The organism is Mesorhizobium sp. M8A.F.Ca.ET.218.01.1.1 (assembly GCF_004791165.1).
In the GTDB taxonomy this organism is placed as follows: Bacteria; Pseudomonadota; Alphaproteobacteria; order Rhizobiales; family Rhizobiaceae; genus Mesorhizobium.
Window position 1 is genome coordinate 22136 of record NZ_SRUZ01000001.1, and the last position, 22152, is coordinate 44287.

28 protein-coding genes are annotated in these 22152 nt (G+C 60.3%); 13 read left to right on the forward strand and 15 right to left on the reverse strand.

The genetic code is table 11. The annotated features are described in order from the left end of the window. Nucleotides 1-50: 50 nt before the first annotated feature. Nucleotides 51-920, forward strand: coding sequence for an SUMF1/EgtB/PvdO family nonheme iron enzyme (locus EN861_RS00110; protein WP_127275573.1), 870 nt, complete (start codon nucleotides 51-53; stop codon nucleotides 918-920). Nucleotides 921-977: 57 nt separating this feature from the next. Here the strand turns inward: EN861_RS00110 and EN861_RS00115 are convergent, their stop codons facing one another. Together EN861_RS00115 and EN861_RS00120 are read right to left on the reverse strand one after the other, a co-directional pair. After that, complete coding sequence (locus EN861_RS00115) at nucleotides 978-2153, reverse strand: NnrS family protein (protein ID WP_135861731.1); 1176 nt, start codon at nucleotides 2151-2153, stop codon at nucleotides 978-980. Nucleotides 2154-2252: 99 nt separating this feature from the next. Beyond that, nucleotides 2253-2690 (reverse strand): pseudoazurin, encoded by a 438-nt coding sequence (locus EN861_RS00120; RefSeq protein WP_135861734.1) that lies wholly within the window; start codon nucleotides 2688-2690, stop codon nucleotides 2253-2255. A gap of 150 nt (nucleotides 2691-2840) precedes the next feature. On the opposite strand from EN861_RS00120, the gene EN861_RS00125 reads away from it, so the two are divergent. Beyond that, nucleotides 2841-3542, forward strand: coding sequence for a Crp/Fnr family transcriptional regulator (locus tag EN861_RS00125; RefSeq protein ID WP_127275570.1), 702 nt, complete (start codon nucleotides 2841-2843; stop codon nucleotides 3540-3542). A gap of 3 nt (nucleotides 3543-3545) precedes the next feature. On the opposite strand, the gene EN861_RS00130 is transcribed toward EN861_RS00125, so the two are convergent. Together EN861_RS00130 and EN861_RS00135 are read right to left on the reverse strand one after the other, a co-directional pair. Then, nucleotides 3546-3761, reverse strand: coding sequence for a DUF1858 domain-containing protein (locus EN861_RS00130; protein WP_135861739.1), 216 nt, complete (start codon nucleotides 3759-3761; stop codon nucleotides 3546-3548). A gap of 169 nt (nucleotides 3762-3930) precedes the next feature. Then, the gene (locus tag EN861_RS00135; protein ID WP_127873525.1) at nucleotides 3931-4626 is read right to left on the reverse strand and encodes a VIT family protein; all 696 of its coding nucleotides are present in this window, start codon (nucleotides 4624-4626) and stop codon (nucleotides 3931-3933) included. Between the two features lie 381 nt (nucleotides 4627-5007). Here EN861_RS00135 and EN861_RS00145 point away from each other — a divergent pair, with 381 nt between their 5' ends. From EN861_RS00145 to EN861_RS00155, 3 genes are read left to right on the forward strand one after another with little or no spacing between them, the layout of a single operon-like run. Further along, entirely contained in the window at nucleotides 5008-5769 is a 762-nt protein-coding gene (locus tag EN861_RS00145; RefSeq protein ID WP_135861741.1) for an FMN-binding protein, read from the forward strand. 25 nt (nucleotides 5770-5794) lie between these two features. After that, nucleotides 5795-6517, forward strand: a complete 723-nt coding sequence (locus tag EN861_RS00150; protein ID WP_245511969.1) for an FAD:protein FMN transferase — start codon at nucleotides 5795-5797, stop codon at nucleotides 6515-6517. Further along, nucleotides 6514-8025, forward strand: a complete 1512-nt coding sequence (locus EN861_RS00155; RefSeq protein ID WP_135861745.1) for an RnfABCDGE type electron transport complex subunit D — start codon at nucleotides 6514-6516, stop codon at nucleotides 8023-8025. Before EN861_RS00150 ends, EN861_RS00155 begins: the two co-directional genes overlap by 4 nt. A 7-nt stretch (nucleotides 8026-8032) precedes the next feature. On the opposite strand, the gene EN861_RS00160 is transcribed toward EN861_RS00155, so the two are convergent. From EN861_RS00160 to EN861_RS00170, 3 genes are read right to left on the reverse strand one after another with little or no spacing between them, the layout of a single operon-like run. Next, nucleotides 8033-9376 (reverse strand): HAMP domain-containing sensor histidine kinase, encoded by a 1344-nt coding sequence (locus tag EN861_RS00160; protein WP_135861747.1) that lies wholly within the window; start codon nucleotides 9374-9376, stop codon nucleotides 8033-8035. Next, nucleotides 9376-10041: a response regulator transcription factor gene (locus tag EN861_RS00165; RefSeq protein WP_127275563.1), complete on the reverse strand. Its 666-nt coding sequence runs from the start codon at nucleotides 10039-10041 to the stop codon at nucleotides 9376-9378. Before EN861_RS00165 ends, EN861_RS00160 begins: the two co-directional genes overlap by 1 nt. Further along, entirely contained in the window at nucleotides 10041-10310 is a 270-nt protein-coding gene (locus EN861_RS00170; RefSeq protein WP_245464237.1) for a hypothetical protein, read from the reverse strand. Before EN861_RS00170 ends, EN861_RS00165 begins: the two co-directional genes overlap by 1 nt. 185 nt (nucleotides 10311-10495) lie before the next feature. On the opposite strand from EN861_RS00170, the gene EN861_RS00175 reads away from it, so the two are divergent. The 3 genes from EN861_RS00175 (at nucleotide 10496) to EN861_RS00185 (ending at nucleotide 12145) form a co-directional block, all read left to right on the forward strand. After that, the gene (locus EN861_RS00175; protein WP_127275561.1) at nucleotides 10496-10729 is read left to right on the forward strand and encodes a hypothetical protein; all 234 of its coding nucleotides are present in this window, start codon (nucleotides 10496-10498) and stop codon (nucleotides 10727-10729) included. Between the two features lie 43 nt (nucleotides 10730-10772). Further along, the gene (locus EN861_RS00180; RefSeq protein ID WP_135861750.1) at nucleotides 10773-11312 is read left to right on the forward strand and encodes a DUF2231 domain-containing protein; all 540 of its coding nucleotides are present in this window, start codon (nucleotides 10773-10775) and stop codon (nucleotides 11310-11312) included. A 134-nt stretch (nucleotides 11313-11446) separates the two neighbouring features. Further along, entirely contained in the window at nucleotides 11447-12145 is a 699-nt protein-coding gene (locus EN861_RS00185) for a CBS domain-containing protein (protein ID WP_135861755.1), read from the forward strand. A 76-nt stretch (nucleotides 12146-12221) separates the two neighbouring features. On the opposite strand, the gene EN861_RS00190 is transcribed toward EN861_RS00185, so the two are convergent. From EN861_RS00190 to EN861_RS00205, 4 genes are all read right to left on the reverse strand, one after another. Beyond that, entirely contained in the window at nucleotides 12222-12770 is a 549-nt protein-coding gene (locus EN861_RS00190) for a hypothetical protein (RefSeq protein ID WP_135861757.1), read from the reverse strand. A gap of 107 nt (nucleotides 12771-12877) precedes the next feature. After that, complete coding sequence (locus EN861_RS00195; RefSeq protein ID WP_127275558.1) at nucleotides 12878-13147, reverse strand: DUF6455 family protein; 270 nt, start codon at nucleotides 13145-13147, stop codon at nucleotides 12878-12880. 113 nt (nucleotides 13148-13260) lie between these two features. Continuing rightward, complete coding sequence (mgtA, locus tag EN861_RS00200; protein WP_245511862.1) at nucleotides 13261-15879, reverse strand: magnesium-translocating P-type ATPase; 2619 nt, start codon at nucleotides 15877-15879, stop codon at nucleotides 13261-13263. Beyond that, nucleotides 15879-16688 carry a universal stress protein gene (locus EN861_RS00205; protein ID WP_189343564.1) on the reverse strand — a complete coding sequence of 270 codons (810 nt, stop codon included), beginning with the start codon at nucleotides 16686-16688 and terminating at the stop codon, nucleotides 15879-15881. Before EN861_RS00205 ends, mgtA begins: the two co-directional genes overlap by 1 nt. Nucleotides 16689-16875: 187 nt before the next feature. Between EN861_RS00205 and EN861_RS00210 the strand changes: the two genes are divergently transcribed. Both EN861_RS00210 and fixJ read left to right on the forward strand, forming a co-directional pair. Beyond that, a complete protein-coding gene (locus tag EN861_RS00210) occupies nucleotides 16876-18432 on the forward strand; it encodes a PAS domain S-box protein (protein WP_127275556.1) in 1557 nt (518 codons plus the stop codon). Beyond that, nucleotides 18419-19033: a response regulator FixJ gene (fixJ, locus tag EN861_RS00215; RefSeq protein WP_127275555.1), complete on the forward strand. Its 615-nt coding sequence runs from the start codon at nucleotides 18419-18421 to the stop codon at nucleotides 19031-19033. The genes EN861_RS00210 and fixJ overlap by 14 nt, the downstream gene beginning before the upstream one ends. Here fixJ and EN861_RS00220 read toward each other — a convergent pair. Next, nucleotides 19030-19254: a hypothetical protein gene (locus EN861_RS00220; protein ID WP_127275579.1), complete on the reverse strand. Its 225-nt coding sequence runs from the start codon at nucleotides 19252-19254 to the stop codon at nucleotides 19030-19032. The genes fixJ and EN861_RS00220 overlap by 4 nt on opposite strands. 4 nt (nucleotides 19255-19258) lie before the next feature. After that, nucleotides 19259-19513: a hypothetical protein gene (locus tag EN861_RS35260; protein ID WP_127275554.1), complete on the reverse strand. Its 255-nt coding sequence runs from the start codon at nucleotides 19511-19513 to the stop codon at nucleotides 19259-19261. A 34-nt stretch (nucleotides 19514-19547) separates the two neighbouring features. On the opposite strand from EN861_RS35260, the gene EN861_RS00225 reads away from it, so the two are divergent. Then, nucleotides 19548-19787 (forward strand): lipoyl domain-containing protein, encoded by a 240-nt coding sequence (locus tag EN861_RS00225; protein ID WP_127275553.1) that lies wholly within the window; start codon nucleotides 19548-19550, stop codon nucleotides 19785-19787. Between the two features lie 99 nt (nucleotides 19788-19886). On the opposite strand, the gene EN861_RS00230 is transcribed toward EN861_RS00225, so the two are convergent. Both EN861_RS00230 and EN861_RS00235 read right to left on the reverse strand, forming a co-directional pair. Beyond that, entirely contained in the window at nucleotides 19887-20177 is a 291-nt protein-coding gene (locus EN861_RS00230) for a cytochrome c (protein ID WP_127275552.1), read from the reverse strand. Between the two features lie 76 nt (nucleotides 20178-20253). Then, nucleotides 20254-20637 carry a phasin family protein gene (locus tag EN861_RS00235; protein WP_127275551.1) on the reverse strand — a complete coding sequence of 128 codons (384 nt, stop codon included), beginning with the start codon at nucleotides 20635-20637 and terminating at the stop codon, nucleotides 20254-20256. Nucleotides 20638-20850: 213 nt separating this feature from the next. On the opposite strand from EN861_RS00235, the gene EN861_RS00240 reads away from it, so the two are divergent. Next, the gene (locus tag EN861_RS00240; RefSeq protein WP_127275550.1) at nucleotides 20851-21675 is read left to right on the forward strand and encodes a universal stress protein; all 825 of its coding nucleotides are present in this window, start codon (nucleotides 20851-20853) and stop codon (nucleotides 21673-21675) included. 136 nt (nucleotides 21676-21811) lie between these two features. Continuing rightward, the coding region (locus EN861_RS00245; protein ID WP_135862935.1) for an aminotransferase class I/II-fold pyridoxal phosphate-dependent enzyme at nucleotides 21812-22152 on the forward strand (341 nt) is incomplete at its 3' end.

A 22152-nucleotide genomic window follows, 5' to 3' on the forward strand; every position in this document is an offset into this window, starting at 1 on the left:
GCACTCCGATATGCCCGGACAGAGACACTCTCCGGGCATGGAGAAAACACATGCCGCCTCTCATAATGAAGCTCGTTCCGATCGCTGTGGCAGCCTTAGCCTTGCCGGTTTGGCTCTCGATGCAGGCAGCCGGCGGTCATCGGCCGCCCGACGCCGTTGCCAGGACGATCAGCATTGATCCCCATTCGATCGTCTATCCGATGCCGGGCGAGTATCTTAAGGACGGACGCCCTCAGGCCAATCCCAAGGTTGAGCGGCACCTGGAAGGCCCCCTGGAGATCATGGCGTACCAAGTCAGCGCGGCCGATTACGCAGCTTGTGTGTCGGCCGGCGCCTGTCGGCCGGCGGAGGAAACCCGCTCAGTCCCGCGTGACGCACCCGCAACCGGCGTGAGTTACCTCGACGCCGTTGCCTACGCCCGGTGGTATACTGAGGCAACCGGCAGTCAGTGGCGGTTGCCATCCGACGAAGAATGGGCCCTTGCGGCAGCCGAGCGGTTCGCTGGCGAATTCGAGGGTGTCGAAAACGATGCCAACAACCCCGCCAGGCGTTGGCTGACCAGCTATCAGGCGGAGGTCGAACTCAATCGCAAACCGGACCCGTTGCCCAGGAGCCGCGGCTCTTTCGGACTGAATTCGCGCGGTCTTGCCGACTTTTCCGGCAACGTCTGGGAGTGGACTTCAACCTGCTATGTCCGCACGACGCTCGCCGAAGACGGCAGCGATGTTGCGAGCTCGGTCAACAATTGCGGGGTTCACGTCCTGGAAGGCCTGCACAGAGCCTATATGTCGAATTTCGTCAGCGACGGGAAAAGCGGAGGTTGCGCCGTTGGTTTGCCTCCCGACAATCTGGGGTTCAGGTTGGTCTTGGACCATCGGGGGTGGGTGGGCCGTATCCTCGCCCACCTCAGCTTCGGCTGACAAAATCAGGAATAGCTCCGCTCCGTTCTCGTCTTGGGGGTCGCCTGCTCTGCCGCCTCACCGCGCCTTGGGCGTCATCAATGCCATCCCGTAGACCAGGATGAAGCCGGCAAATGCCGCGACCCATGCGACGCCCGCCATGTCGATTACCGCGCCATAGGGGACGAAGGCGGCCAGAATTCTCAATAATCCCGCGAGAAGGATGGCTACGAAGATAAACAAGGCGCCCTTTCCAGCCTTCAGCTCTCGGCCGGTGTGCCCGAGCGTCGCGCGGGTCATGACAGCAAGCGTCATGGCGCCGACCGCACCAGTTCCAAGCGCGTGGAGCCCTGCAGCGGCCGGCACGATAACAGGAAAGAAAATCGCCGCCGAAACCAAGGCGAGACCGATCGGCACAAAGGCGTATGCAAGATGGAGCATGAGCACCAGCGGATCCGGCAAGGTGCGCTCGCCAGCCCAGCGCGACAAACGCCACGCCTGGCAGGTTGCGGCAATGGCCATGAGCGTTCCTGAGGTGGCGCTGTCGGGGGCGAACGTCCATGTTGCCAATGCGATGGCCGAGATGGCTATCGAAGCGATGTCGAATCGGTCAAATGGCGCCGGCAGCCTGCCGGGATTTTCGCGCACGAGCCAGTTGCGTGTGAAGCTCGGAATAATTCGCCCGCCGATCAGCGAGATGAGCAGGATCGCCGCAGCCATGCCGAGTCTTCGGCTGATGTCCGACACGCCCTCAACATGGGCCTCGATGTGGAACGCGCCGTTCGCGGACGCCAGCACGACGAGCGGCAGCAGCACCTTGAGGTTTCGCCAGTTGCGTCCCGCGACGATTTCGGGGGCTGCCGCGGCAGCCACCGCAAGCAGAAATGAGCCATCGACCATAGCTGCTGCTTCCCAGCCAATGTCTGCCGAGAAGAAGACAGCGGCGCGGCCGGCAAGCCATAGGACGACCAGCGCCAGCAGCGGCAGTCCTTGCACGGGAAGCCGGCCGGTCCAGTTGGGGATGGCTGTCAGCAGAAACCCGGTCACGATCGCCGGCAGATAGCCGAACAGCATCTCGTGGACATGCCAGTCGACCGGAACAAACACACTATGGGCTTCGAGGCCGCCCGCATACATCGGCAGCCAGAGCAGAATGGAGAGCCCCGCATAAAGCGACCCGAGAAAGAAGAAGGGTCTGAACCCATAGGAGAGAAAAGCTGGACCGGAATAGTCCCGCAGACGTGGAATTGCCATGACCTACATCCTGAAATGAACAGGGCCGGATGAACCGCCGCCCTCGGTCCGTCCGGCCCATGCCCGCCCGTTTGTGGCAGGCAGGCTATCTCATGCCGATCAGTTGGCGGGAATCTGGGTGAACAGATCCGCGAACACCGTCTTTGCCTTGCCAGGATGCTTGACCGCTTTCGCGGTATCGAGATTGACCGGCTTGCCGACGACGATCATCGCGACCATGCCCATGCCGTAGTGGGGCGCGCATTTGACGCCATAGACACCCTCCTTGGTCAGCGTGACGGTGATTTCCTCACTGGGCTTGCCCTTGAAAGGCTCGGCGCCATCCGGGATCATGCCCTTGATCGACTCGGCGTCGTGGCTCTTGTCGGTCGGCACGAACTTGACGGTGTCGCCGGGTGCGGCCTTGACGAAAGCCGGCTGGAAAACCATTGCGCCCTTTTCGCCCTTGTTGAGCATCTGCACGACGTGCTCTTCGGCGCTTGCGCCGCCAGCGACCGCGAGAAGGGAGATTGCGGCGGCGAAGATAGTGCGTTTCATCGAATTGTCCTTTGTCTCATGTTCGCGGCGTTGCGCCGTTCCCTCTCATTTAGCCTGATGCCCCCGCGAACAATTTGCGCTGGCGCAAACTCGCGATAAGAATGGTTGGCGCGTCCTGGCGCGGTGTCTTGGGGTCGTGAGGAGATACGTTTGGCTGCTCTGGACCGATCTCTGATATCGCAGCTGCCGCTCTTCCAGGGGATGACTGCGGAAGAACAAAGCGAAATCCTGCGAAGCGCACGGTCGTCACGCTATGCCAAGGAATCCGCGATCTTCGAGCAGGAGACAGAGGCTCATTCGTTTTTTGTGCTGATTTCTGGCCATATCCGCGTCGTTCGCACTACGCCGGACGGACAACAGGTCATTGCCAGATACATCAGTGAAGGCGAAATCTTTGGTGTCGCCGCAGCGCTCGGCCGAACGACCTATCCCGCCAGCGCCCTCGCGGCCGTCGACTGCGTGGTACTGACGTGGCCCAACGCTCTGTGGGCGGAGATGGCGCGACGATTCCCGGCATTTGGGGCAACCACCTACAGAACCGTCGGTACCCGGCTGCAGGAGACCCAGACGCGGGTGGTGGAGATGTCGACCGAACAGGTCGAGCAAAGGATCGCGCATGCCTTGTTGCGGCTGGCAAACCAGACCGGCCGAAAGACCGAAAGCGGTATCGAAATCGACTTCCCGATTTCGAGACAGGACATCGCCGAGATGACAGGCACGACGCTGCACACCGTCAGCCGGGTGCTCAGCAGGTGGGAAGACATCGGAATAATCGCCAGCGGCCGCCAGAAAGTCACGGTCAAGGATGCCCATCGCCTTGTGGTTCTCGCCGAGAACCCGGGCAAACACTGACGATCACCGTTCGCCCCGGATAGTCGCGTCCAGATCGGCCAGGAAACGCGCCTCATCCACGCAGTGCTCATGGCACGCCTCGGCCACGGTGTGGAACGTGCCGATCGGACAGCCGACACAAAGCATCCTGTAGCTGAGCAGCACGGTCACGCTTGCCGGCCATTTCCTCATCATCTCGTCAACCACCGTATTGGGAGTGATAGACCTGGGTTTCTTCACGACGCAGTCCTCCGCGATTTGCGAAGCCCTCGTCATAGTTCGCTCAGGGGACGGCTTCGTTGCGCTTTCGCAACTTCATGGAACCAGCGCTGAAACGTCTTGAGGCAATACTATCTTGCGTGACGAAAAAGTACTCGCAGCCATCGGAGCGGATATGGCTGCCGCGCCGTCATATGGCAGTGCCGACGAGCGCGCCGATACCGGCGGTCAGCGCCATTGCCGCCGCGCCCCAAAAGGTGACGCGAACCGTTGCTTTCAGCACATTGGCTCCGCCGGCTTTGGCTCCGATGGCGCCCAGGACCGCCAGGAACAGGAGTGAGGCAACAGACACCGTTGCGGCAAGCCAGGCGGCCGGCGAAACAAGCACCATCGCCAAAGGCATGGCCGCGCCAACCGAAAATGCTGCCGCCGAGGTCAGCGCGGCCTGGATTGGTCTGGCCGTGGTGACTTCGGAGATGCCGAGTTCGTCGCGAGCGTGGGCGCCGAGCCCATCCTTCGCCATCAATTGGTCGGCGACCTGCGAGGCAAGGGTCGGCTCGACGCCTCGTCTGACATAGATCTCTGCAAGTTCCTGCCGCTCGAAATCTGGTTGTGTCGCCAATTCCTCTCTCTCACGCGCAAGGTCGGCTCGTTCGGTGTCGGACTGCGAACTGACCGAGACATACTCGCCTGCTGCCATCGACATCGCACCGGCGACCAGTCCGGCGACGCCGGCCACCAGAACATTGGAGGCCGCGGCATCGGCTGCCGCCACGCCAACGATCAGGCTTGCCGTCGACACGATGCCGTCATTGGCGCCGAGCACGGCAGCGCGCAACCAGCCGACGCGGGATACAAGATGGTTTTCATTGTGCAGCCGGCTCATGATATCACGGCGCCCCGCCTTTCAGGTCGCAGCATCCTGACCAGCGCCGCAATTGTCCAATGCAGCAATATCTGGGTTCCGGTGTATCCGGCTGGCTTGTTGGCAACAATCATAGGCGGTTTACCTGGTTTGAGAGAACCTTCCTACATCGCCGCTCATGCGGCAATCTTGATCTAGGACAAGCCAATCTACCGGCTGACACCCTCTCCCAGCGGTCCATTCTCGACCCTTCGGCAACGAAAGTCATAAGACAAGCTTTCACTGTCCCCTCGCAGTTCGACCTCGGCTGACAGCCAGTTGTCAGCTTGGTTGTGGGATATTGCCTCCGAAGCGGACCAGACGGGTCGCGTTTGCAAGGTTCAATGTGGAAGCACAATTCCGATGAAAGAGATTGCCCTGTCACTTTTGGTGATCGCCGCCTCGGGCGTTTATGTCTGGGATCAGGCCGGCAAGGATTCGGCAAACGATATGCTCGGCGAGGCGCTGCCGGCCGACGCGGCCGAAGCGCCTTCCGTGCAGCCAAAAGAACCCGCATCCGCTGCGGCTTTGCCGCTGCTTCGCACCTCGCCGGCGCCCCTCGATCTCCGGTTTAGAACAAGGTTCCCGATTTCCGGGGAAACGACAGCTGGCATAGGAGCGCCTGCCGAACGCCCCAATGATCCAGTCAAGCCGACAGTGGTTCCGGTGGCGCCACAACCGTCCCCAACGCCAGTGGCGCCGTCTGTCGCCGATCCTGCCTCGTCAGCGCCTTCCTTCGCCGTTACGCCCGCCGTCTACATACCAGTCCCGCAGCCGAGGCCGGCATATCCGGATGCACCAGCACGGGTCGTCCGGGTGGGCATGAAGCTCGCCGCAAAGAGCTATGCCGACGGCGTCTACACCGGCCCGACGGCCGATGCCTATTACGGCATCATCCAGATTCAGGCCCTCGTACAGGGCGGGCAACTGACGGCGCTGAAAGTGCAGAAATATCCCTCCGACCGCCGCACCTCCGTCAACATCAACAGGCAGGCGCTCCCCATGCTGCGCGACGAAGCGATCAGCGCCCAGAGCGCCGATGTCGATATTATTTCGGGCGCGACGCTAACCAGCAGGGCTTTCATCCAGTCGCTGCGCGGCGCGCTGAAGAAAGCGTCGTCGTAGGTCCATGCGCGACACGCGAATTTTGATGGGCATGCCCATTACCGTCGACCTCGGCGGCGCGTCGAATGCTGAACTGATCGAAGCCGTCTTCGGCTATTTCGAGCACATCGACCGGCGCTTCAGCACCTACCGGGCCGACAGTGAAATCACGGCCATCAACCGAGGCGACGTTCCGGTCGTCGACTGGAGCGGCGAGATGATGGAAGTGTTCGCTCTCGCCCGACAGACGAAAGACGAGACGGACGGATACTTCGATATTCGCAAGCCCGACGGGTCGCTCGATCCTTCCGGCATCGTGAAGGGCTGGGCCATTCGCAATGCAGCGGAGATTGTTCAGCGAGCCGGCATCAGCGATTTCTTCATCGAGGCGGGAGGCGATATCCAGTCCTGCGGCAAGAATGCATCGGGCCATGACTGGAGCGTCGGCATCCGCAATCCCTTCAATGCGGACGAGATCATAAAGATCGTCTATCCCCGCGGTCGCGGCGTCGCAACCTCCGGCACCTATGTCCGCGGTCAACACATCTACAATCCGCATGGAATTGGCAGTCAGATACAGGACATCGTCAGCCTGACCGTGATCGGCGCCGATGTGCTCGAAGCCGATCGTTTCGCCACCGCGGCCTTCGCCATGGGACGTGACGGCATTCTCTTCATCGAGCAGACGCCTGGCCTGGAAGGCTATCTCGTCGACGCCAATGGCCGCGCCACGCCGACAACCGGGTTCGGAGCCCTTTGCCTGCCATGATCAAGACCATCGACCGATTTCTCGATCACCTGACCATGTACAGGCTGGTCCTGTACTATCTGATGACGCTGGTCGGCGCAGCGTTCGTGCTCGGCTTCGTCAAGCTGGTGCCACACGATCCGATTGCGCTTGCCTTCACCACAACGCTTGCGCTGGCCGCCTGCTGGATCACCAACAAGGTTTTTGCGCATGTCTTCGCAGTTCCGGCCAACAACGAGTCCGTCTACATCACCGCGCTCATCCTGACGCTTATCCTCGATCCGGTTGCGGTCACGGACATCAAGGGGATTGCGGCAGTGGTATTCACATCCGTCTGGGCGATTTCATCCAAATTCATTCTCGCCATCGGCCGGAAGCACCTTTTCAACCCGGCTGCGCTGGGCGTGGCGCTGTCCGCGCTGCTGCTCGACCAGCCAGCCACCTGGTGGGTGGGCGGCAATCTGCCATTGCTTCCGATCGTGCTCGTCGGCGGCATGCTCATTGTCCGGAAACTGCGCCGGCTTGACCTTGTCTCGACCTTCGTTGTCGTGGCGCTGGCGACCATTCTGGCAACCACGGACCCATCGCAATACTGGACCGCGCTTGCAGAGACACTGGGTTCATCGCCGTTGCTGTTCTTTGCCTTCGTGATGCTGACCGAGCCGCTGACCGCGCCGACGATGCGTTGGCCGCGTATCGCCTTTGCCGCCATTGTCGGCTTTCTGTTTGCTCCCAACATCCATATCGGCTCGTTCTATTTCACGCCGGAACTGGCGCTGCTTGCCGGCAACGTGTTTGCCTATGCGGCTGGCCCCAAGGCACGCTTCGTGCTGACCTTGGAACGCATTGAGCAATCGGCCGTCGACAGCTTTGACTTCGTCTTCCGGTCGCCACGCAAGCTCGCATTCGAGGCCGGCCAGTACCTCGAATGGACGCTTGGCCTCGATCGTGCCGACAATCGCGGCAACCGCCGCTATTTCACAGTCGCCTCGGCGCCGACGGAGGAAACAGTCCGCCTCGGCGTCAAGTTCTATCCGCAATCAAGTGCCTTCAAGCGCGAGCTGATGACCATGAAGCCAGGCAGCACGATCCATGCCGCGCAACTGGCCGGCAATTTCACGCTGCCCGCCCGGCGTGAAACCAAGATCGCGTTCCTGGCCGGAGGCATCGGCATCACGCCGTTCCGCTCGATGCTGCAATATCTCATCGACCGCAAGGAGTGGCGACCGATCGTCATCCTCTACGCAACAGAGAGACAGCAGGACATCGCTTATCGCGACGTGCTTGGCGCGGCCAGGCAGGAGCTTGGCATCAAGACGATCCACGCTGTGGCGCACGGTGGCGAGCGCGGGCAATATCTTGGATATATCGACGAGCGCCTGATCCGTCTGGCCATACCCGACTACCTCGAGCGCACTTTCTACATTTCCGGCCCGCAAGCGATGGTCAAGGCGCTGCGCCAGAAACTGCTGGCCATGGGCGTTCGCCGCTCGAAGATAAAGGTCGACTATTTCCCGGGTTTTGCCTGAAGCAGGCTCAACTGTGTCGCGGCAAGGAAATGGTCACCACAAGGCCCGGATCGGCGTTAGCCATGGCAAGGCGTCCGCCATAGGCTTCGACGATGTCGGAAACGATGGCCAGGCCAAGACCGCTGCTGCCTCCTTTGCTGTCGAGCTGGACACCACGTGACATCGCGGACTCCCGATCGGCATCCGGTATACCTGGGCCATCATCAGCAACACTGACGGTCACCTCGTCCCAGGCAGTGGATGCACCGACACGGACTGACGATTTTGCATAGCGCGCGGCATTCTCGACCAGATTGCCGAGAACTTCTGACAAGTCGCCTTCGTCGATTGGGGCCGTCAAATCTTCCGCGATATCCAGCTTGAAAGAAAGCTGCTTGCCGCTTGGTGTCCGTTTGACGACGGCAATGACGCCAGCCGCGACCTCCGACACAAGGCAGGATGCCTTGCCGGAAACGCCGGGGGCGAGGCGCGCTCGCGCGAGCTCCCGCTCGACATGGCGCCGGATCGCTCCGGCGCTCTTTTCAATCTCGTCAGCCAGAACCGTCTCGCCTTTCTTGCGCAAGGCCCGGATGTCGGCCGACAGCACTTGCAGCGGTGTCTTGAGGCCATGCGCCAAATCGGTGGCGCGCGAGCGGGCTCGCGCAAGCGCCTTCTCCTGGGCATCGAGAAGACGATTGATTTCGTCCGCGAGCGGCTGCACCTCGCTCGGCGCCACCACATCGAGCCGTGCTGATCGCTGCGCAATCACGTTTCTGACCGAAACCCGCAAGGTCTCCAGAGGCGCAAGACCGACGGTGATCTGGATGAAGAAGGCGGCCATGAGGGCAATGGCGAGCAGAACAAGGGCTGGCGCAAGGTCGCGGACATACCCATCGACGGATTCCTTCACCGTTTGATGGTCTTCCGCCACGACGGCGCGAAACGATCGCCCACTGGCGTCGATGATCGTGCGCTCGACGGCGATGGTGAGCTCCCCTTGTGGCCCCTTGAATTCCTTGATCTCCCTGAATTCGCCGTTGGTTGCGCGATCAGGCAAGGCAAGCGTCGCGTCCCATAGTGAACGCGAGCGGACAAGGTTGCCGGATCCGGCATCCTGCACCTGCCAGTAGTGGCCGGAAAAGGGAATGGAGAAACGTGGGTCGGCCAAGGTCGCCTGGACCGAAAGACGGCCATCGGCGGCAAAATTGGTCGCGCCAATAAGATCGTTCAGGTCGACTGTCAGCTCGCTGACAACGCGCCGCTCGACGTTAAGTTCGAACAGATAGCGCAATCCAACGCCGGCGATGGCAAGAGCAACCAGGATCGAGATCGTTGCCGCCAACCAGAGCCTGAACCGGATCGAGTTGCCCATCAGCGGGAATCGTCGGGCATCAGATACCCGAATCCGCGCCTCGTTTCGATGACGTCGCTCCCGAGCTTGCGACGCAGGCGCGCGACGATCACCTCGATCGTGTTCGGATCGCGGTCGTTGCCTGAATCGTACAAATGCTCGGCAAGTTCGGTCGGCGCCACCACCCGGCCGGCGTGGTGCATCAGAAACGCCAGGAGCCGGTATTCCAGCGGCGACAGCGCAACGGGAATGCCGCGAAGCGAAATGCGCATCTGGCGTGTGTCCAAGAGCAACGGCCCGGACCTCAACACGGGTGCCGCCTGCCCGGCCGAGCGACGCAGGATTGCCCGTAACCGGGCGAGCAGTTCTTCCATTTCAAAAGGTTTGGGAAGATAGTCGTCGGCACCGGAATTGATGCCGTCGACGCGTTCGGTCCACATGCCTCTTGCGGTCAGGATGAGAACCGGGAACCTGCGCGCATTCGCCCGCCAACGTTTCAAGACCGTAAGACCATCGAGCTTGGGCAAGCCGAGATCCAGAATCGCGGCGTCATAATTCTCGACATCGCCTGCGAACCAGGCAGCTTCACCATCCTTTACGATATCGACCGCCATTCCCGATGCTTTGAGGGCGGTCGCGATATCGGCAGCGATACGGGGCTCGTCTTCGGCCAGGAGGATCTTCATCAGTCACCCTCCCCATCGCGCATGATGACACCGGCACCGGCGTCGACGTCGACGGTCTTTCGCCGGCCATCGGCACCCACGACCTGAAAACGGTAGACCCATCTGTCGGCCTTGCGGATGAGATCGACCGCAACAACATCGCCGGGAGCTTTGGTGCGGACAACGTCCAGTATATTGGCAAGGCCCTTGATTTCGCCGCGTTCGTACAAATCCCGCGCCCGGTCATGGTCGCCGTCATCGTCCTCGTCGGCACGGGCAGCGAGAGGCATGGCCAAGACAAGTCCCGCGAGAACCAGCACCGCCAAACGCTTCCATTGTCTTTTCATCGGCAAGGCATGTCGCACGTTGCAGCTTTCAATTTGCTGTCAGTTATCCTCAGCCCACAGCAAGCAAGGGGACCATATCAGGGCATCATCGCGTCCAATCATGGCCGCGCCAAGAAGGATACGAGACCATGCGCAATTCCATGCTTGTCCTTGCAGCACTTGCAAGCCTCACGATCTTCGCGCTGCCGGCGGCCGCTGAATCGGACGAAGGATCATGTGGGGCGTCATCGTCTGTTGTCCCATCCGGTCCGATCGATCTGCAGGCCATCCCGATGCAGGACGCCTCCACCCCGAAAGCCATCAAGGGTGGCGACGATGCGTGTGACGACCAACAAGGCGATGAGGCCGACGAAAACGACTAGGTCTCCCACGGCGCGTGGCCGCCACCGCATATGACGGTTGCCAATGTCGTGGCCCAAGGCTCGCTGCAAAGCCGGCAAATTATCCAAGCTCCTTGCCAATTTCTGGAGAGTTTTCGTGATCCCTATTCAACATATCCACCCAATTCTTGTTCATTTCCCTATTGTTCTGATCTACATGCTTGTGGCTATCGACCTTGTGGCGCTGGTTGGCGGCAGCGCCGTTACCAAGAGATCTGGCGCCGGTACGATCTCTACTTTCGTAGCCCTGTCTGCCGGAGTGTTCGCCATTGGGACCTGGTTCTTTGGAGGTCTTGCCCTGGATCATGCCGAAGCGGCCGGCTTCAGCAGCGATATCGCGGAGATCCACGAAAGCCTGGGAGGTATCACTGCCTTTGCCTTCCTGGTCTGGGGACTTGTGCGGTTCGCGCTTTGGATGCGGAACCGTGACATGCGGGCTGTAACGATCGCCATTCCTCTGATCGAAGTTTGCGGTGCATTCCTGGTCACTGCGACAGCCTACTACGGTGGGCTGCTTGTCTACGAACTTGGTGTGAACGTCGCCAAGACCGCGGTCGCTGGTTGACCGGTTCGCGCCCAGTCATTCAAGGTTCCAATTTTGGATGACCATTTGCCTCGACCGAAAAATGATTCAGATCAAGGCGCTTCGTGCATGTGCAATCTAAGAAGCCGGAGGTTGGAAAACTCTGGAGAACGACCATGCAAGCCGAAGCCATAATGAGCAGGCCAGTCGTCGGCATAGACCCGTCCGCATCGATCGCCGAGGCTGCCGGGTTGATGCTCTCCAAAAAGGTCAGCGGCCTCCCCGTCATTCGCAACGACGGCAGGCTGGTGGGGATCGTCAGCGAGGGCGATTTCCTGCGACGCGGGGAACTGGGCACGGAGCGCAAGCGCTCGCGCTGGCTGGAGTTTCTCGTCAGCCCCGGAAAGGCCGCCGACGAATATGTCCGCGCCAATGGTCGACGGGTTGAAGAGGTGATGTCGCAAGATGTCGTGACGGCATCCCCTGCAGCATCACTCGCGAAAGTCGTCGAGCTCATGACGCGTCACCATGTCAAACGCATTCCGGTCGTCGAAGCTGGGAAAGTCGTTGGCATCATCACCCGCTCTGATCTTCTGCGGGCATTGCTCGGCGTCCTTCCGGATGGAGCCGCTACGGTCATCGATGACGAACAGATTCGGCAGAACATCGCTACCGAGCTTGCGAGGCAGAGATGGGCCGGCAACGATTTGATCAACGTGACGGTGGACAAGGGTGTGGTGACACTGAGCGGCGCCATCTTCGACGAACGCGAGCGCCAGGCAGCGACAGTCGCCGCCGAAAACGTCGCCGGCGTCAATGCTGTCAAGGACAATCTCTTCTGCGCCGATCCCGTGTCGGTCGTCCTTGTTTCGTAGCGGAGCTGACATTGGTCCGCAGCGAGGCACCATTGCCTCTCTGTGTTGCTGGTCCTTGCCCAAGGCTTCGCCGCGCTTAGGGCGCGACCAGGGGAATCAATGGTCGAAGGAGTAACAGGGCAAAGGCAAGAAGTGCGGCGCCCGCAACTTTTTCTGCCAGTGTTTTGCCTCCGCAGAAGCGCCGCCCCAGCAAAAGCCACACCGATCCGCTGGCAGCTGTCATCACCAGAAGCGCAATCCAGAAGATCCCCAGTTCGCGCGGTTCGATGTTCATCGGCACGATAGCCAGGCAATAGATGAAGGCCTTCGGATTGAGAGCACTGGTCACCGCAACAGAAATGGCGTCGCCGCTTTTGGCAGCGTTGATCCGGGCGCTTGCCGTAAGACGCAGGCCAAGAATGACGAGCCACCCGGCCGCTACCAGCCTGAGTATTTGAATGGCGTCAGGCGACACGAAGGGACGCAGTGAAAACCAGCACGCGGATGCGATCCCGTATCCGCATGCCTGAGCGGCCAAGAGCCTGACCGCTTTCTCCCGCTTGACCGACCCTGTCAGCAAAAGAGCGTTGGTTGGCCCTGGTGCGACAAAGAGCAGGAATGCTTCCAGAAAAAATAGAGTGTCCAACCGCCTGGTCCCGTGGAATGCAAACCTGTCAACTGGAAGACTCGGTTTGCGTTGACTCTGTCAAAACACGGGCAGCACGACATCGTCCAGGCTGAGTACTCGAATGACTAGCGTTGGCCGGCCGCATGCTGCAGTCGAGCGATCAGGTCGCCGTTGCGGCAATAGTCTGGCGGGTTATTGGCTTGCTGATGTTCGTCGAGCCAGACCGAGCATTCATCCTGATGTCCGCAGGAACGGCAGCGATCCACTGCCCTGCTGGTGACGGCGGCATGGTCGGCTACGACTTTCAACTGTCTGTCGACGCCGAGCTTCCGCATCATGCGGTCCATCAAGGTGGTTCTGGCATCAACTGAAATCAGGTAATCGAGAAAGGTCATGGTAATCACTCCTGCCTGCTGGCCATCATGGCATGTTGGCGGCAAGCGGCGTTGATCTCGATCAACAGGCGGTATCGTTGCCGATCCCTGAGCCCCAAACAGGGAGCATGGCGCTAAACCTTGGCCACAAGGCGATCGAGAAAGGACCGCTGACCGGCAAGCAACTTCTTGCGGGCCCGGCTCTCTTGTCCGAAGAACCAGCGCTTGGTCGCTTCCGAGGCGCATAGGTAGAGTGCGGTAATCGCGACAAGCGCGACAAGTACGGGCAGAGGCAGGGGCACGAAGCCGAACCAGGCTGCAAACGGCAGATAGGGGATCATGATCGCCATAATCCCGACGGCCAATGTAAGCCAGGCAAGCAACGGGCTTGGACGGCTCGCCCAGAAAGCCCTGTGCGTGCGCACGATGAGCACGATGGCAAGCTCCGTCAGCAACGACTCGACAAACCAGGCGGTCTGGAATGCGGCCTCCGTGGCGTGCGCAAAAAACAGAAGGAAAACGAAGGTCGCGAAGTCGAACAGCGAACTGACCAGGCCAAAGCTGATCATGAACCGCCGCACAAAACGGATGTCCCAGTGGCGAGGCCGGCGCAGTTGGTCGGGATCGACGTTGTCGCTTGCAATGGCGAGTGAAGGAACGTCAGAGAGGAAATTGTTGAGCAGGATCTGCTTGGCAAGAAGCGGAAGGAAAGGCAGGAACAGCGAGGCGACAGCCATGCTGATCATGTTGCCGAAATTGGCGCTGGTGGTGATTGAAATGTACTTCATCGTATTCGCGAAGGTCTTGCGGCCATCGTCGACGCCGCGCACCAATACGCCGAGGTCCTGCTTGAGAAGGATGATATCGGCCGCCTCGCGCGCGACATCGACAGCGGTGTCGACCGAGATGCCTATGTCTGCCTCATGAAGGGCAGGCGCATCATTGATGCCGTCGCCAAGGTAACCAACGACATGGCTCCTGCTCCGCAAGGCCTGAACGATGCGCTCCTTCTGGTTGGGGTCGATCTCGACGAAGAGGTCGGTGTGCTGCACGCCCGCGAAGAGCGCGCTCTTCGTCAATTTCGAAAGCTCCTCGCCGGTCATGATCCTGTCGGCGCGCAAGCCGATCGCCTGGGCGAGATGCGCGGCAACGTAACGGTTGTCGCCAGAAATGACCTTTACCGCGATGCCGCGGTGGGCGAGCTCGGCAAGCGTCTCCTTGACGCCCTTCTTTGGAGGGTCGAGGAAAAGCAGGAAGCCAGCGAAGGCGAGATCGATCTCGTCTTTCCTGCTGAACGTTTTCTGGCTCTCGAACTGACGGATTGCCAGGCCCAGAACGCGGTAGCCGTCCGCGCTCCAGCGCCGGAATTTTTCGTCGATTGCCGCACGGTGCGTTTCATCGAGGGGTTCCAGCCCGGTGGCTGCTCGGGCGAAGCTGCAGGTTTCGAGGACATTTTGTACGGCACCTTTGGTAATCAGAAGGTTCTGGGCGTCCTTGGTCCGGACCACAACGGATAGCCGCTTGCGAATGAAATCATAGGGGATTTCGTCGACTTTCGTGAAGGCCGCCAATAATGCGCCTTCGCCCGGCGAGCCGGCGATTGCTTCGTCCAGCGGGTTCTTCAGTCCGGTCTGCAGGGTCGCGTTGAGACGTGCCCAGAGCAGGATATCGGTTGACGGATTGCCGTCGACATCGAGCCATCCATCCAGGTGGATAACGCCTTCCGTCAGCGTCCCCGTCTTGTCGGTGCACAGCAAATCCATGCTGCCCAGATTCTCGATGGCATCGAGACGGCGCACGATGACGCCATTGGCTGCCATCGCGCGAGCCCCTCGAGCCAGCGTCACGCTGATGATGGCCGGGAGAAGTTCGGGCGTGAGACCAACCGCCAGTGCCAGCGAAAACAGCAGCGATTCAATCAGCGGTCGATGCAGCAGCAGATTGGCGAAGAACACCAGGATGACGATTGCCAGCATGATCTCGGTCATCAGATAGCCAAACAGCCTGATACCCCGGGCAAACCCTGTTTCGGGGATTTGTCGCTCCAGGGCGGCGGCGATCGATGCGAATTCAGTGCTGGCGCCGGTCGCTGCCGCAAGCACGGTTGCAGTGCCGCTGCGGACCGACGTGCCCGTGAAAACGGCATTGCTGCGCTGTGCTATGGAGGCCTCGGGCGCCGACCGCCCCGGTGCCTTCACGACGGGAAAGGTTTCGCCGGTCAGTACAGCCTCGCTGACATTGAAATCGCGCGCGTCCAGAATGATACCGTCCGCGGGAATGAGGTTTCCGGCCGAAAGCCGGATCACGTCGCCCGGCACGATATCTTCGGCGGCGACCGAGCACTCGGCGCCGTCGCGCAACACAATAGCCTTGCGCGAAATGCGCTGTTTCAGTGCTTCGGTCGCCAGCGACGCACCGTACTCTTGGGTGAAGCTCAGGACGCAGCTTGCCAGCACGATCGCGCCGATGATCGCAGCCTCCTGGCCCTCCCCGACGAAGGCTGATACGCAGGCCGCGAAAATGAGGATCAGGACCAGCGGGCTGCGGAACTGGCGGGCAAACACTGCCAGGGCCGACGCGCCTGACGTCGACGCGGGTGTGTTTCGGCCGAATTTTGCGAGCCTCGATGCCGCTTCGGACGAAGCAAGCCCCGAGACTGAGGTCTCAAGACCTAACAAGAGGTCATTGGTCTCGATCGACCAATAGGCACCGTCCTCTGGCGAGACGGATTGCTGGCCAGCTTCGCCTATCATCAATACGACATGAAGCGGTTGATGCCGCTCTCTTCGATCAGCGTGCGGGTGACGCCGCCGAACGCCCATTCCCGCAAGCGGCTATGGCCATAGGCGCCCGAGACGATGAGATCCGCATGGATCGAGCGTGCGAATGTCAGCAACCGGTCGCCATCAGCCTTACCGGCGATCAGCTCGGTTCGCGCCTTGATGCCATGGTGCTCGAGAAAGACCGCGACATCGGCGAGGCTGTCGCGAATGCTTTCGTCGCGCTCGGTGTCGATCGTGGCAATCACGACTTCGCTGGCTTTGGCCAGGAAAGGCAATGCGTCAGTCATCGCTCGCCGAGCCTCCCTAGTGTCCTTCCACGCTACGAGAACAGTTTTTGCAAGGACGTGCTCGACGTTGGTTGCGGCGACCAGAACCGGACGCCCGGCGCCCAGTGTCAGACTGCCGACATCCACGGCGCGAAACACATTGTCTCCTGCCTGGCCGGTAACGATAAGGTCGGCTGCTCTGGCCGAAACGCTGAGGAACCGGGTCGGGCTGCAAACGGCTTGGCCCCATTCGCTAAAGATCGAAGCAGGAACCAGCCTCTCGAACTCGGCACGCAGTTCGGCAAGCCGCTTTTCGATTTCTGTTCGCTGGATCTGCATGATCTCGCCTTCGTAGACCATGCCTTGGCCGGTCGCGACCAAGGGCGGAACATCGGCTGCCGCCAAGCCGATAAGACGGGCTCCGAACCGTTCCGCGAGTTCGACCCCCACCTTTACAATAGGTGCAGGAGGCGCATCGATGGCGAGGTTGACGATGATTGACTTGTAAGACATTGCGGACGCCTTTCGCTGAACTATGGAATGCGTGATGAATTGCATTCGCCAGCGTCCAATGCCTTGACGCGCGTCAAAGATCGCCAACTGCGCCTGCGCACGAAAACGTCGGCTCGATCCGTTTTGCGTGAGCGGCGAGAAGTGATAATTAGCCCCGGTAGCACCGTCTCGAACTCAGGAACCTCAGGTGATCAAAGACGAAGCGCTCAGTTTGTCGCCCGGCGGGACGACACTCAAATCACTGCTGTCGCGAATGTTCGATCAGGCTCCGGGATTTATAGCGCTCATGCGCGAGCCAGGTCACGTTTTCGAACTGACCAATGCCGCCTACCAGCAATTGATCGGCAACAGGCAAGTGATCGGAAAGTCCGTGCAGGATGCCTTTCCCGAGCTCGAAGGATATGAGTTTTTCGACCATCTGGACCAAGTCTACACGACCGGCGAGCCCTATAGGGGCTACGGGGTGAAGGTTGGCCTTCGCAACACAGCCGACGGCCCGGTCGAAGAGCGCATCCTTGATTTTGTCTATCAGCCGATCAAGGCTGACGATGGCCGTATCACCGCGATCTTCATTGAAGGCACGGATGTCAGCGAACTCTCCTTTGCAAACGCCGCACTTCGGCTGCGCGAGGACCATTTGCGATCCATCCTGGCAACAGTTCCGGACGCAATGGTCGTCATTGACGAACAGGGCCGGATCCAGTCCTTCAGCACCGCTGCCGAAACGCTGTTCGGCTATCAGTCAAGCGACGTCATTGGTCAAAACGTGAGAATGCTGATGCCCTCGCCCTACCGCGACGAGCATGATGCCTATCTGCTTCGCTATCTGACGACGGGAGAGCACCGGATCATCGGACTCGGCCGCACCGTTACCGGCGCGCGCAAGGATGGCACGACATTCCCAATGGAGCTTTCCGTCGGCGAGATGCATCCGGGAACCGGACGTTTCTTTACCGGCTTCTGCCGCGACCTCACCGAACGCCACCGGGCAGAAGCAAGAATCCAGGAGCAGCAGCAGGAACTGCTGCACATGGCGCGGTTTACAGCACTCGGCGAAATGGCTTCGACGCTTGCTCATGAGATCAACCAGCCACTGACGGCGATCACGAACTACCTCAAAGGCAGTCGTCGACTGCTCGAGAAAAGCCAGGACGAGAATGCGCCTATGCTTCGGGATGCTGTCGAAAAGGCAGCTGAGCAGGCATTGCGAGCAGGCGACGTCATCCGTCATCTGAGGGATTTTGTGGCCAGGGGCGAAAGCGAGCGCCAGGTCGAACGACTGCCGGTTCTCATCGAGGAAGCCGCGTCCCTGGCCCTGGTCGGCGCAAGGGAGATAAATCTCCTTGTCAGCTACAAGCTTGACCCTGCCGCCGAACTGGTCTTGACCGATCGCATCCAGATTCAGCAGGTTCTGCTCAACCTGATGCGCAACGCGGTGGAGGCTATGCAGGACGCGACGCGACGCGAATTGAAAGTCACAACCGTTGCCCGGGATGATGGGATGGCCGAGGTAAGCGTAATCGATACAGGTCCGGGTCTCGCGCCGGAGGTCTCGGCCCAGCTCTTCCAGCCGTTCGTAACGACCAAGAAGCAAGGCATGGGTGTTGGCCTTTCCATTTGCCGTACCATCGTTGAATCGCACGGTGGCCATATATGGGCCGAGGTAACGCCGGCCGGCGGAACCGCTTTCCGGTTCACCTTGCGCATCGTAGAGAAGGAAGAGGTCACAAATGGCCGACAGTGATCTGGTGCACGTGGTCGACGACGATGTCGACGTCCGCAAGTCGCTCGGTTTTCTTCTGGCCACAGCGGACTTCGCCGTACGCCTGCACGAATCGGCCACGGCATTTCTTTCGACGGCAAAAGGCAACCTCGAGGGCTGCATTGTCACCGACGTACGCATGCCGGGCATAGACGGTATTGAGTTCCTGCGGCAACTCAGGGCGGGCGGGCATACAATTCCCGTCATTGTCATGACGGGCCATGCCGATGTGGCGCTTGCCGTTCAGGCAATGAAGGAAGGCGCTGCCGATTTCATCGAGAAGCCGTTCGACGACGAAATGCTGATCGAAGCGATTCGCTCCGCGCTGGCCAATCGGAACCAAGCAAACGCGGCGCATCCCCAGTCTGCGGATATCCGCACGCGTCTGTCGGCCTTGTCAGAGCGCGAGCGGCAGGTGCTGGATGGACTTGTTTCGGGTCTGCCTAACAAGACGATCGCCTACGATCTGGGCATCAGCCCGCGCACGGTCGAGATCCATCGCGCCAATGTCATGAGCAAAATGGGCGCAAGCAGCTTGTCACATCTTGTGCGCATGGCGCTGATCGTGGAATCCCGACCCTAGGAAGAGTTTTCAAGAGGTTTGCGAATTCCGACCTGGGCCCGCTCCAAGTCCCAATCGCGCCAGTGGGTCGGCCGGATGTCGACACGGGCACCGCTGGCAGCATTCTTCCAACCCTCCGTCACCCTTCTGCAGGCAAACACAAGCGCGTGCTCGCCGTCTTCGTCGAAGACGGCGAGTTCGAGATCGCGACCAAACGGAGCGCTTAGGATTGGTTTCCACATCGCATCAAAATCTTCGCAAACGGTGCGTTGCGCATTGATCTGCATCATTTTCTGGAATCGCCGAATAGGCATGCGCGTTGCCGGGCGTCGAGCTGATCTGGCTAATAGCTGCTGCGGCAGACGCCATATCGTCATCGGTGCCAATCACATGCATGGCGCGGGCAGCCCAATTGATTGCCAACGCAGCGCTGATACCTGATCCGGCGCCCATCGCGACGCTGGACGCCGATTGATCGGGATCAAGGACCGTGCTGCGCAAGCGCATATCATCAGACGGTATAGGGAGAATTGGGATGCACTATATCAAGGCCGATGAAGCCCTGTGGGCCTCCAGCATGTTGCCGGAAGGCATCCTGGAGCGCTGGTTCATTACGAGCGGCGACACAATCAAGGCCGGCGAGCGAATAGCCGAAGTTCGCGTTGAAGACGCGCTGCACGAGATTGTAGCGCCGGTAGGTGGCCGCGCGACGATTGTCGCCACCGCGAATACCGTCATCGAACCAGGCTCGATTCTGGCAACGCTGGAGTCTTAGCCCTGTGAGGACGCCTCACCGGGCTGATTGCGCTCATTCCTCACTTGTAGTCTCAAGGAGAGTATCAGGCTTGGTCGCCAGCTGCGTCCGCAGCTCCGATCACGGTTTCTGCAAGGTGTTGATGTAAGCGATTATTGCATCGATCTGGTCGGGGCTGGCGATCCACTCAGGCATGTCCGGATGGCCCGTCGAAATCCCCTCGGCGAGGGCTTCCTCGAGATCGGTGATCGGATAGCGCTTTGACAAGGTGCGAAACGCCGGGGCGTCGGGATGACTGCTCTTGTCGGTTTTTCCAATGGCGTGGCAGCGGGCGCAATTGACTTCCACCAACGCCTTCCCGTGATCCGTTAGGCTATCGGCACGGGCTGGGTGCACATATCCGAGCAGCATCAGTGCAAGGACGGAAGCCGGCAGACGACGATGCCCACAAAAGCTGTTCATGTCTGACGACCTCTGCATTGCCGATCTACGCGACTGTCTTCGCCGCTGCGTCCTCGATCGCGGTTCTGGCTTCCTCGCGGACCCGTTTGGCCGTTTCCGAAGCAAGCCTGGAGGTCAGTGCGGCGACCTTGCCGGCTTCGCTGACGTATTGCGATGTCGCATTCTGCAGAAAAGCAGAGAAGATGTCGAAAGCGTCATTGAACTCCGGACAGGTGATGAGATCGTCGGCCAGCTTGATGTCCTGTTCGCAACGATGCTTCAGAAATGCCAGCGTTTCGACGTTATAGCGCATCATCACCTTGAAGGCGTGGACTTGAAGAGACGCGGCAGCAAGGAAGAACGTCTGGCCATTTCCCGCAATCGGCAACAATTGTGTGCCGAATGAGGATGGCTCGGGCTGAGTGTGCATTATCGACTACTCCATCCTGAGGCATGCGAACATAATCTCCACAGCGCAACGTTGACGCCATTCGTCGCCGTGTCCTTGATCAGGATCAACCCTCTGACCTTGCGGACTGTACGAGCGCCCCGGCACCAACCGGTCTCGTTGCGTTTGACCCGCATCAAGGTGCTTGCCTCTATTTGATGGCCAAGTCGCGTCAACCGCAGATGGAATGACGCGATGGCTTTCAAGACGATCATGGTTCAACTGGACGTGGACGCAATCGCAGCGCCACGCATCGCGATGGCGTGGGATCTTGCTCAACGGATCGAGGCCGACCTGATCGGCTTCTGCGCCGCCGAGCCGCATTTTGTCCTCCCAACCAGCACTGATGACCAGGCCGCGACCAAGGCGTTGTGGCGCCAGGTAGAGGAGATAGAAGGTCGCCTCGACTGCCTGAGGGAGGAATTCCTGAGCATCGTCAACGGCAGCAATCGTGCCTCGTGGCGCGGAGAGGTAGGCAATCCCACGCGCCAACTTGCACTCAATGCGCGTGCCGCCGACTTGATCCTCGCTGGCCCGCCGACGGCCGATCTGGTGGTCGACCGTCATCGTGTGCTTGATCCGGCAAGTCTCATCCTTGCGGCGGGCCGTCCGATACTCGTGGCATCGGAACCCCTTGCGCCGATAAGAGCCGAAAGCATCCTGATTGCGTGGAATGACACGCGGGAAGCGCGACGTGCCGTCGTCGACGCTATGCCTTTCCTGATCACCGCCAGGGATGTCGTGATCGCCACCGTGGACAATGGGAATACTGGACCCAGGGAAAATGCAGCGGATGTCGAACTCTTTCTGACGCGCCACGGTGTGAAGGCGCGATCCGAAATCTTGGATGCGTGCCGCTCCGAACCGGCGGAAATCCTCCTCCAGATCGGACAGGATATTGCGGCCGATCTCATCGTTCTCGGTGGCTACGGTCATAGCCGGGTACTGGAGAGGACCTTTGGCGGCGTGACACGTTCTGTGCTGCGCAGCGGATCATTGCATCGGTTCATATCGAACTGAGGAGGTGACACCTCCAAATCGTGGTTTTGACATAAATCAAGGTCTTCCGCTCCCGCAAACGGTTACGTCTAACCTTGCCAAGTTCGGTGTAGCTGATGCCCGCAGCGCAACCGCGAGCAAATAAGGAAATTCGGACATGAATTACCAGCGGTTCTTCGAGGACGCGATCGACCAGCTCCATGCCGAGCGTCGCTACCGCGTCTTCGCCGATCTAGAGCGCATCGCGGGCAAGTTTCCGCGCGCCATCTGGCGTTCCAACGGCCGCGCCGAGGAAATCACCGTCTGGTGCTCCAACGACTATCTTGGCATGGGCCAGCACGCCGACGTCATCGCCGCGTTCCAGAGGGCGGCCGGCAAGATGGGCTCTGGCGCCGGCGGCACCCGCAACATTTCCGGCACGTCCAACCCGTTGGTCGAACTCGAGCATGAGCTGGCCGACCTGCACGGCAAGGAAGCCGCCCTGGTCTTCACCTCCGG

Bases quoted from the DNA above. Each gene is read 5' to 3' on its own strand.
- EN861_RS00110 (WP_127275573.1), top strand. From the start codon at position 51: ATGCCGCCTCTCATAATGAAGCTCGTTCCGATCGCTGTGGCAGCCTTA.
- EN861_RS00115 (WP_135861731.1), bottom strand. From the start codon at position 2,153: ATGGCAATTCCACGTCTGCGGGACTATTCCGGTCCAGCTTTTCTCTCC.
- EN861_RS00120 (WP_135861734.1), bottom strand. From the start codon at position 2,690: ATGAAACGCACTATCTTCGCCGCCGCAATCTCCCTTCTCGCGGTCGCT.
- EN861_RS00135 (WP_127873525.1), bottom strand. From the start codon at position 4,626: ATGAGCCGGCTGCACAATGAAAACCATCTTGTATCCCGCGTCGGCTGG.
- EN861_RS00145 (WP_135861741.1), top strand. From the start codon at position 5,008: ATGAAAGAGATTGCCCTGTCACTTTTGGTGATCGCCGCCTCGGGCGTT.
- EN861_RS00150 (WP_245511969.1), top strand. From the start codon at position 5,795: ATGGGCATGCCCATTACCGTCGACCTCGGCGGCGCGTCGAATGCTGAA.
- EN861_RS00155 (WP_135861745.1), top strand. From the start codon at position 6,514: ATGATCAAGACCATCGACCGATTTCTCGATCACCTGACCATGTACAGG.
- EN861_RS00160 (WP_135861747.1), bottom strand. From the start codon at position 9,376: ATGGGCAACTCGATCCGGTTCAGGCTCTGGTTGGCGGCAACGATCTCG.
- EN861_RS00165 (WP_127275563.1), bottom strand. From the start codon at position 10,041: ATGAAGATCCTCCTGGCCGAAGACGAGCCCCGTATCGCTGCCGATATC.
- EN861_RS00170 (WP_245464237.1), bottom strand. From the start codon at position 10,310: ATGCCTCTCGCTGCCCGTGCCGACGAGGACGATGACGGCGACCATGAC.
- EN861_RS00175 (WP_127275561.1), top strand. From the start codon at position 10,496: ATGCGCAATTCCATGCTTGTCCTTGCAGCACTTGCAAGCCTCACGATC.
- EN861_RS00180 (WP_135861750.1), top strand. From the start codon at position 10,773: ATGTCGTGGCCCAAGGCTCGCTGCAAAGCCGGCAAATTATCCAAGCTC.
- EN861_RS00185 (WP_135861755.1), top strand. From the start codon at position 11,447: ATGCAAGCCGAAGCCATAATGAGCAGGCCAGTCGTCGGCATAGACCCG.
- EN861_RS00195 (WP_127275558.1), bottom strand. From the start codon at position 13,147: ATGACCTTTCTCGATTACCTGATTTCAGTTGATGCCAGAACCACCTTG.
- mgtA (WP_245511862.1), bottom strand. From the start codon at position 15,879: ATGATAGGCGAAGCTGGCCAGCAATCCGTCTCGCCAGAGGACGGTGCC.
- EN861_RS00205 (WP_189343564.1), bottom strand. From the start codon at position 16,688: ATGTCTTACAAGTCAATCATCGTCAACCTCGCCATCGATGCGCCTCCT.
- fixJ (WP_127275555.1), top strand. From the start codon at position 18,419: ATGGCCGACAGTGATCTGGTGCACGTGGTCGACGACGATGTCGACGTC.
- EN861_RS00220 (WP_127275579.1), bottom strand. From the start codon at position 19,254: ATGTGGAAACCAATCCTAAGCGCTCCGTTTGGTCGCGATCTCGAACTC.
- EN861_RS00225 (WP_127275553.1), top strand. From the start codon at position 19,548: ATGCACTATATCAAGGCCGATGAAGCCCTGTGGGCCTCCAGCATGTTG.
- EN861_RS00230 (WP_127275552.1), bottom strand. From the start codon at position 20,177: ATGCTGCTCGGATATGTGCACCCAGCCCGTGCCGATAGCCTAACGGAT.
- EN861_RS00235 (WP_127275551.1), bottom strand. From the start codon at position 20,637: ATGCACACTCAGCCCGAGCCATCCTCATTCGGCACACAATTGTTGCCG.
- EN861_RS00240 (WP_127275550.1), top strand. From the start codon at position 20,851: ATGGCTTTCAAGACGATCATGGTTCAACTGGACGTGGACGCAATCGCA.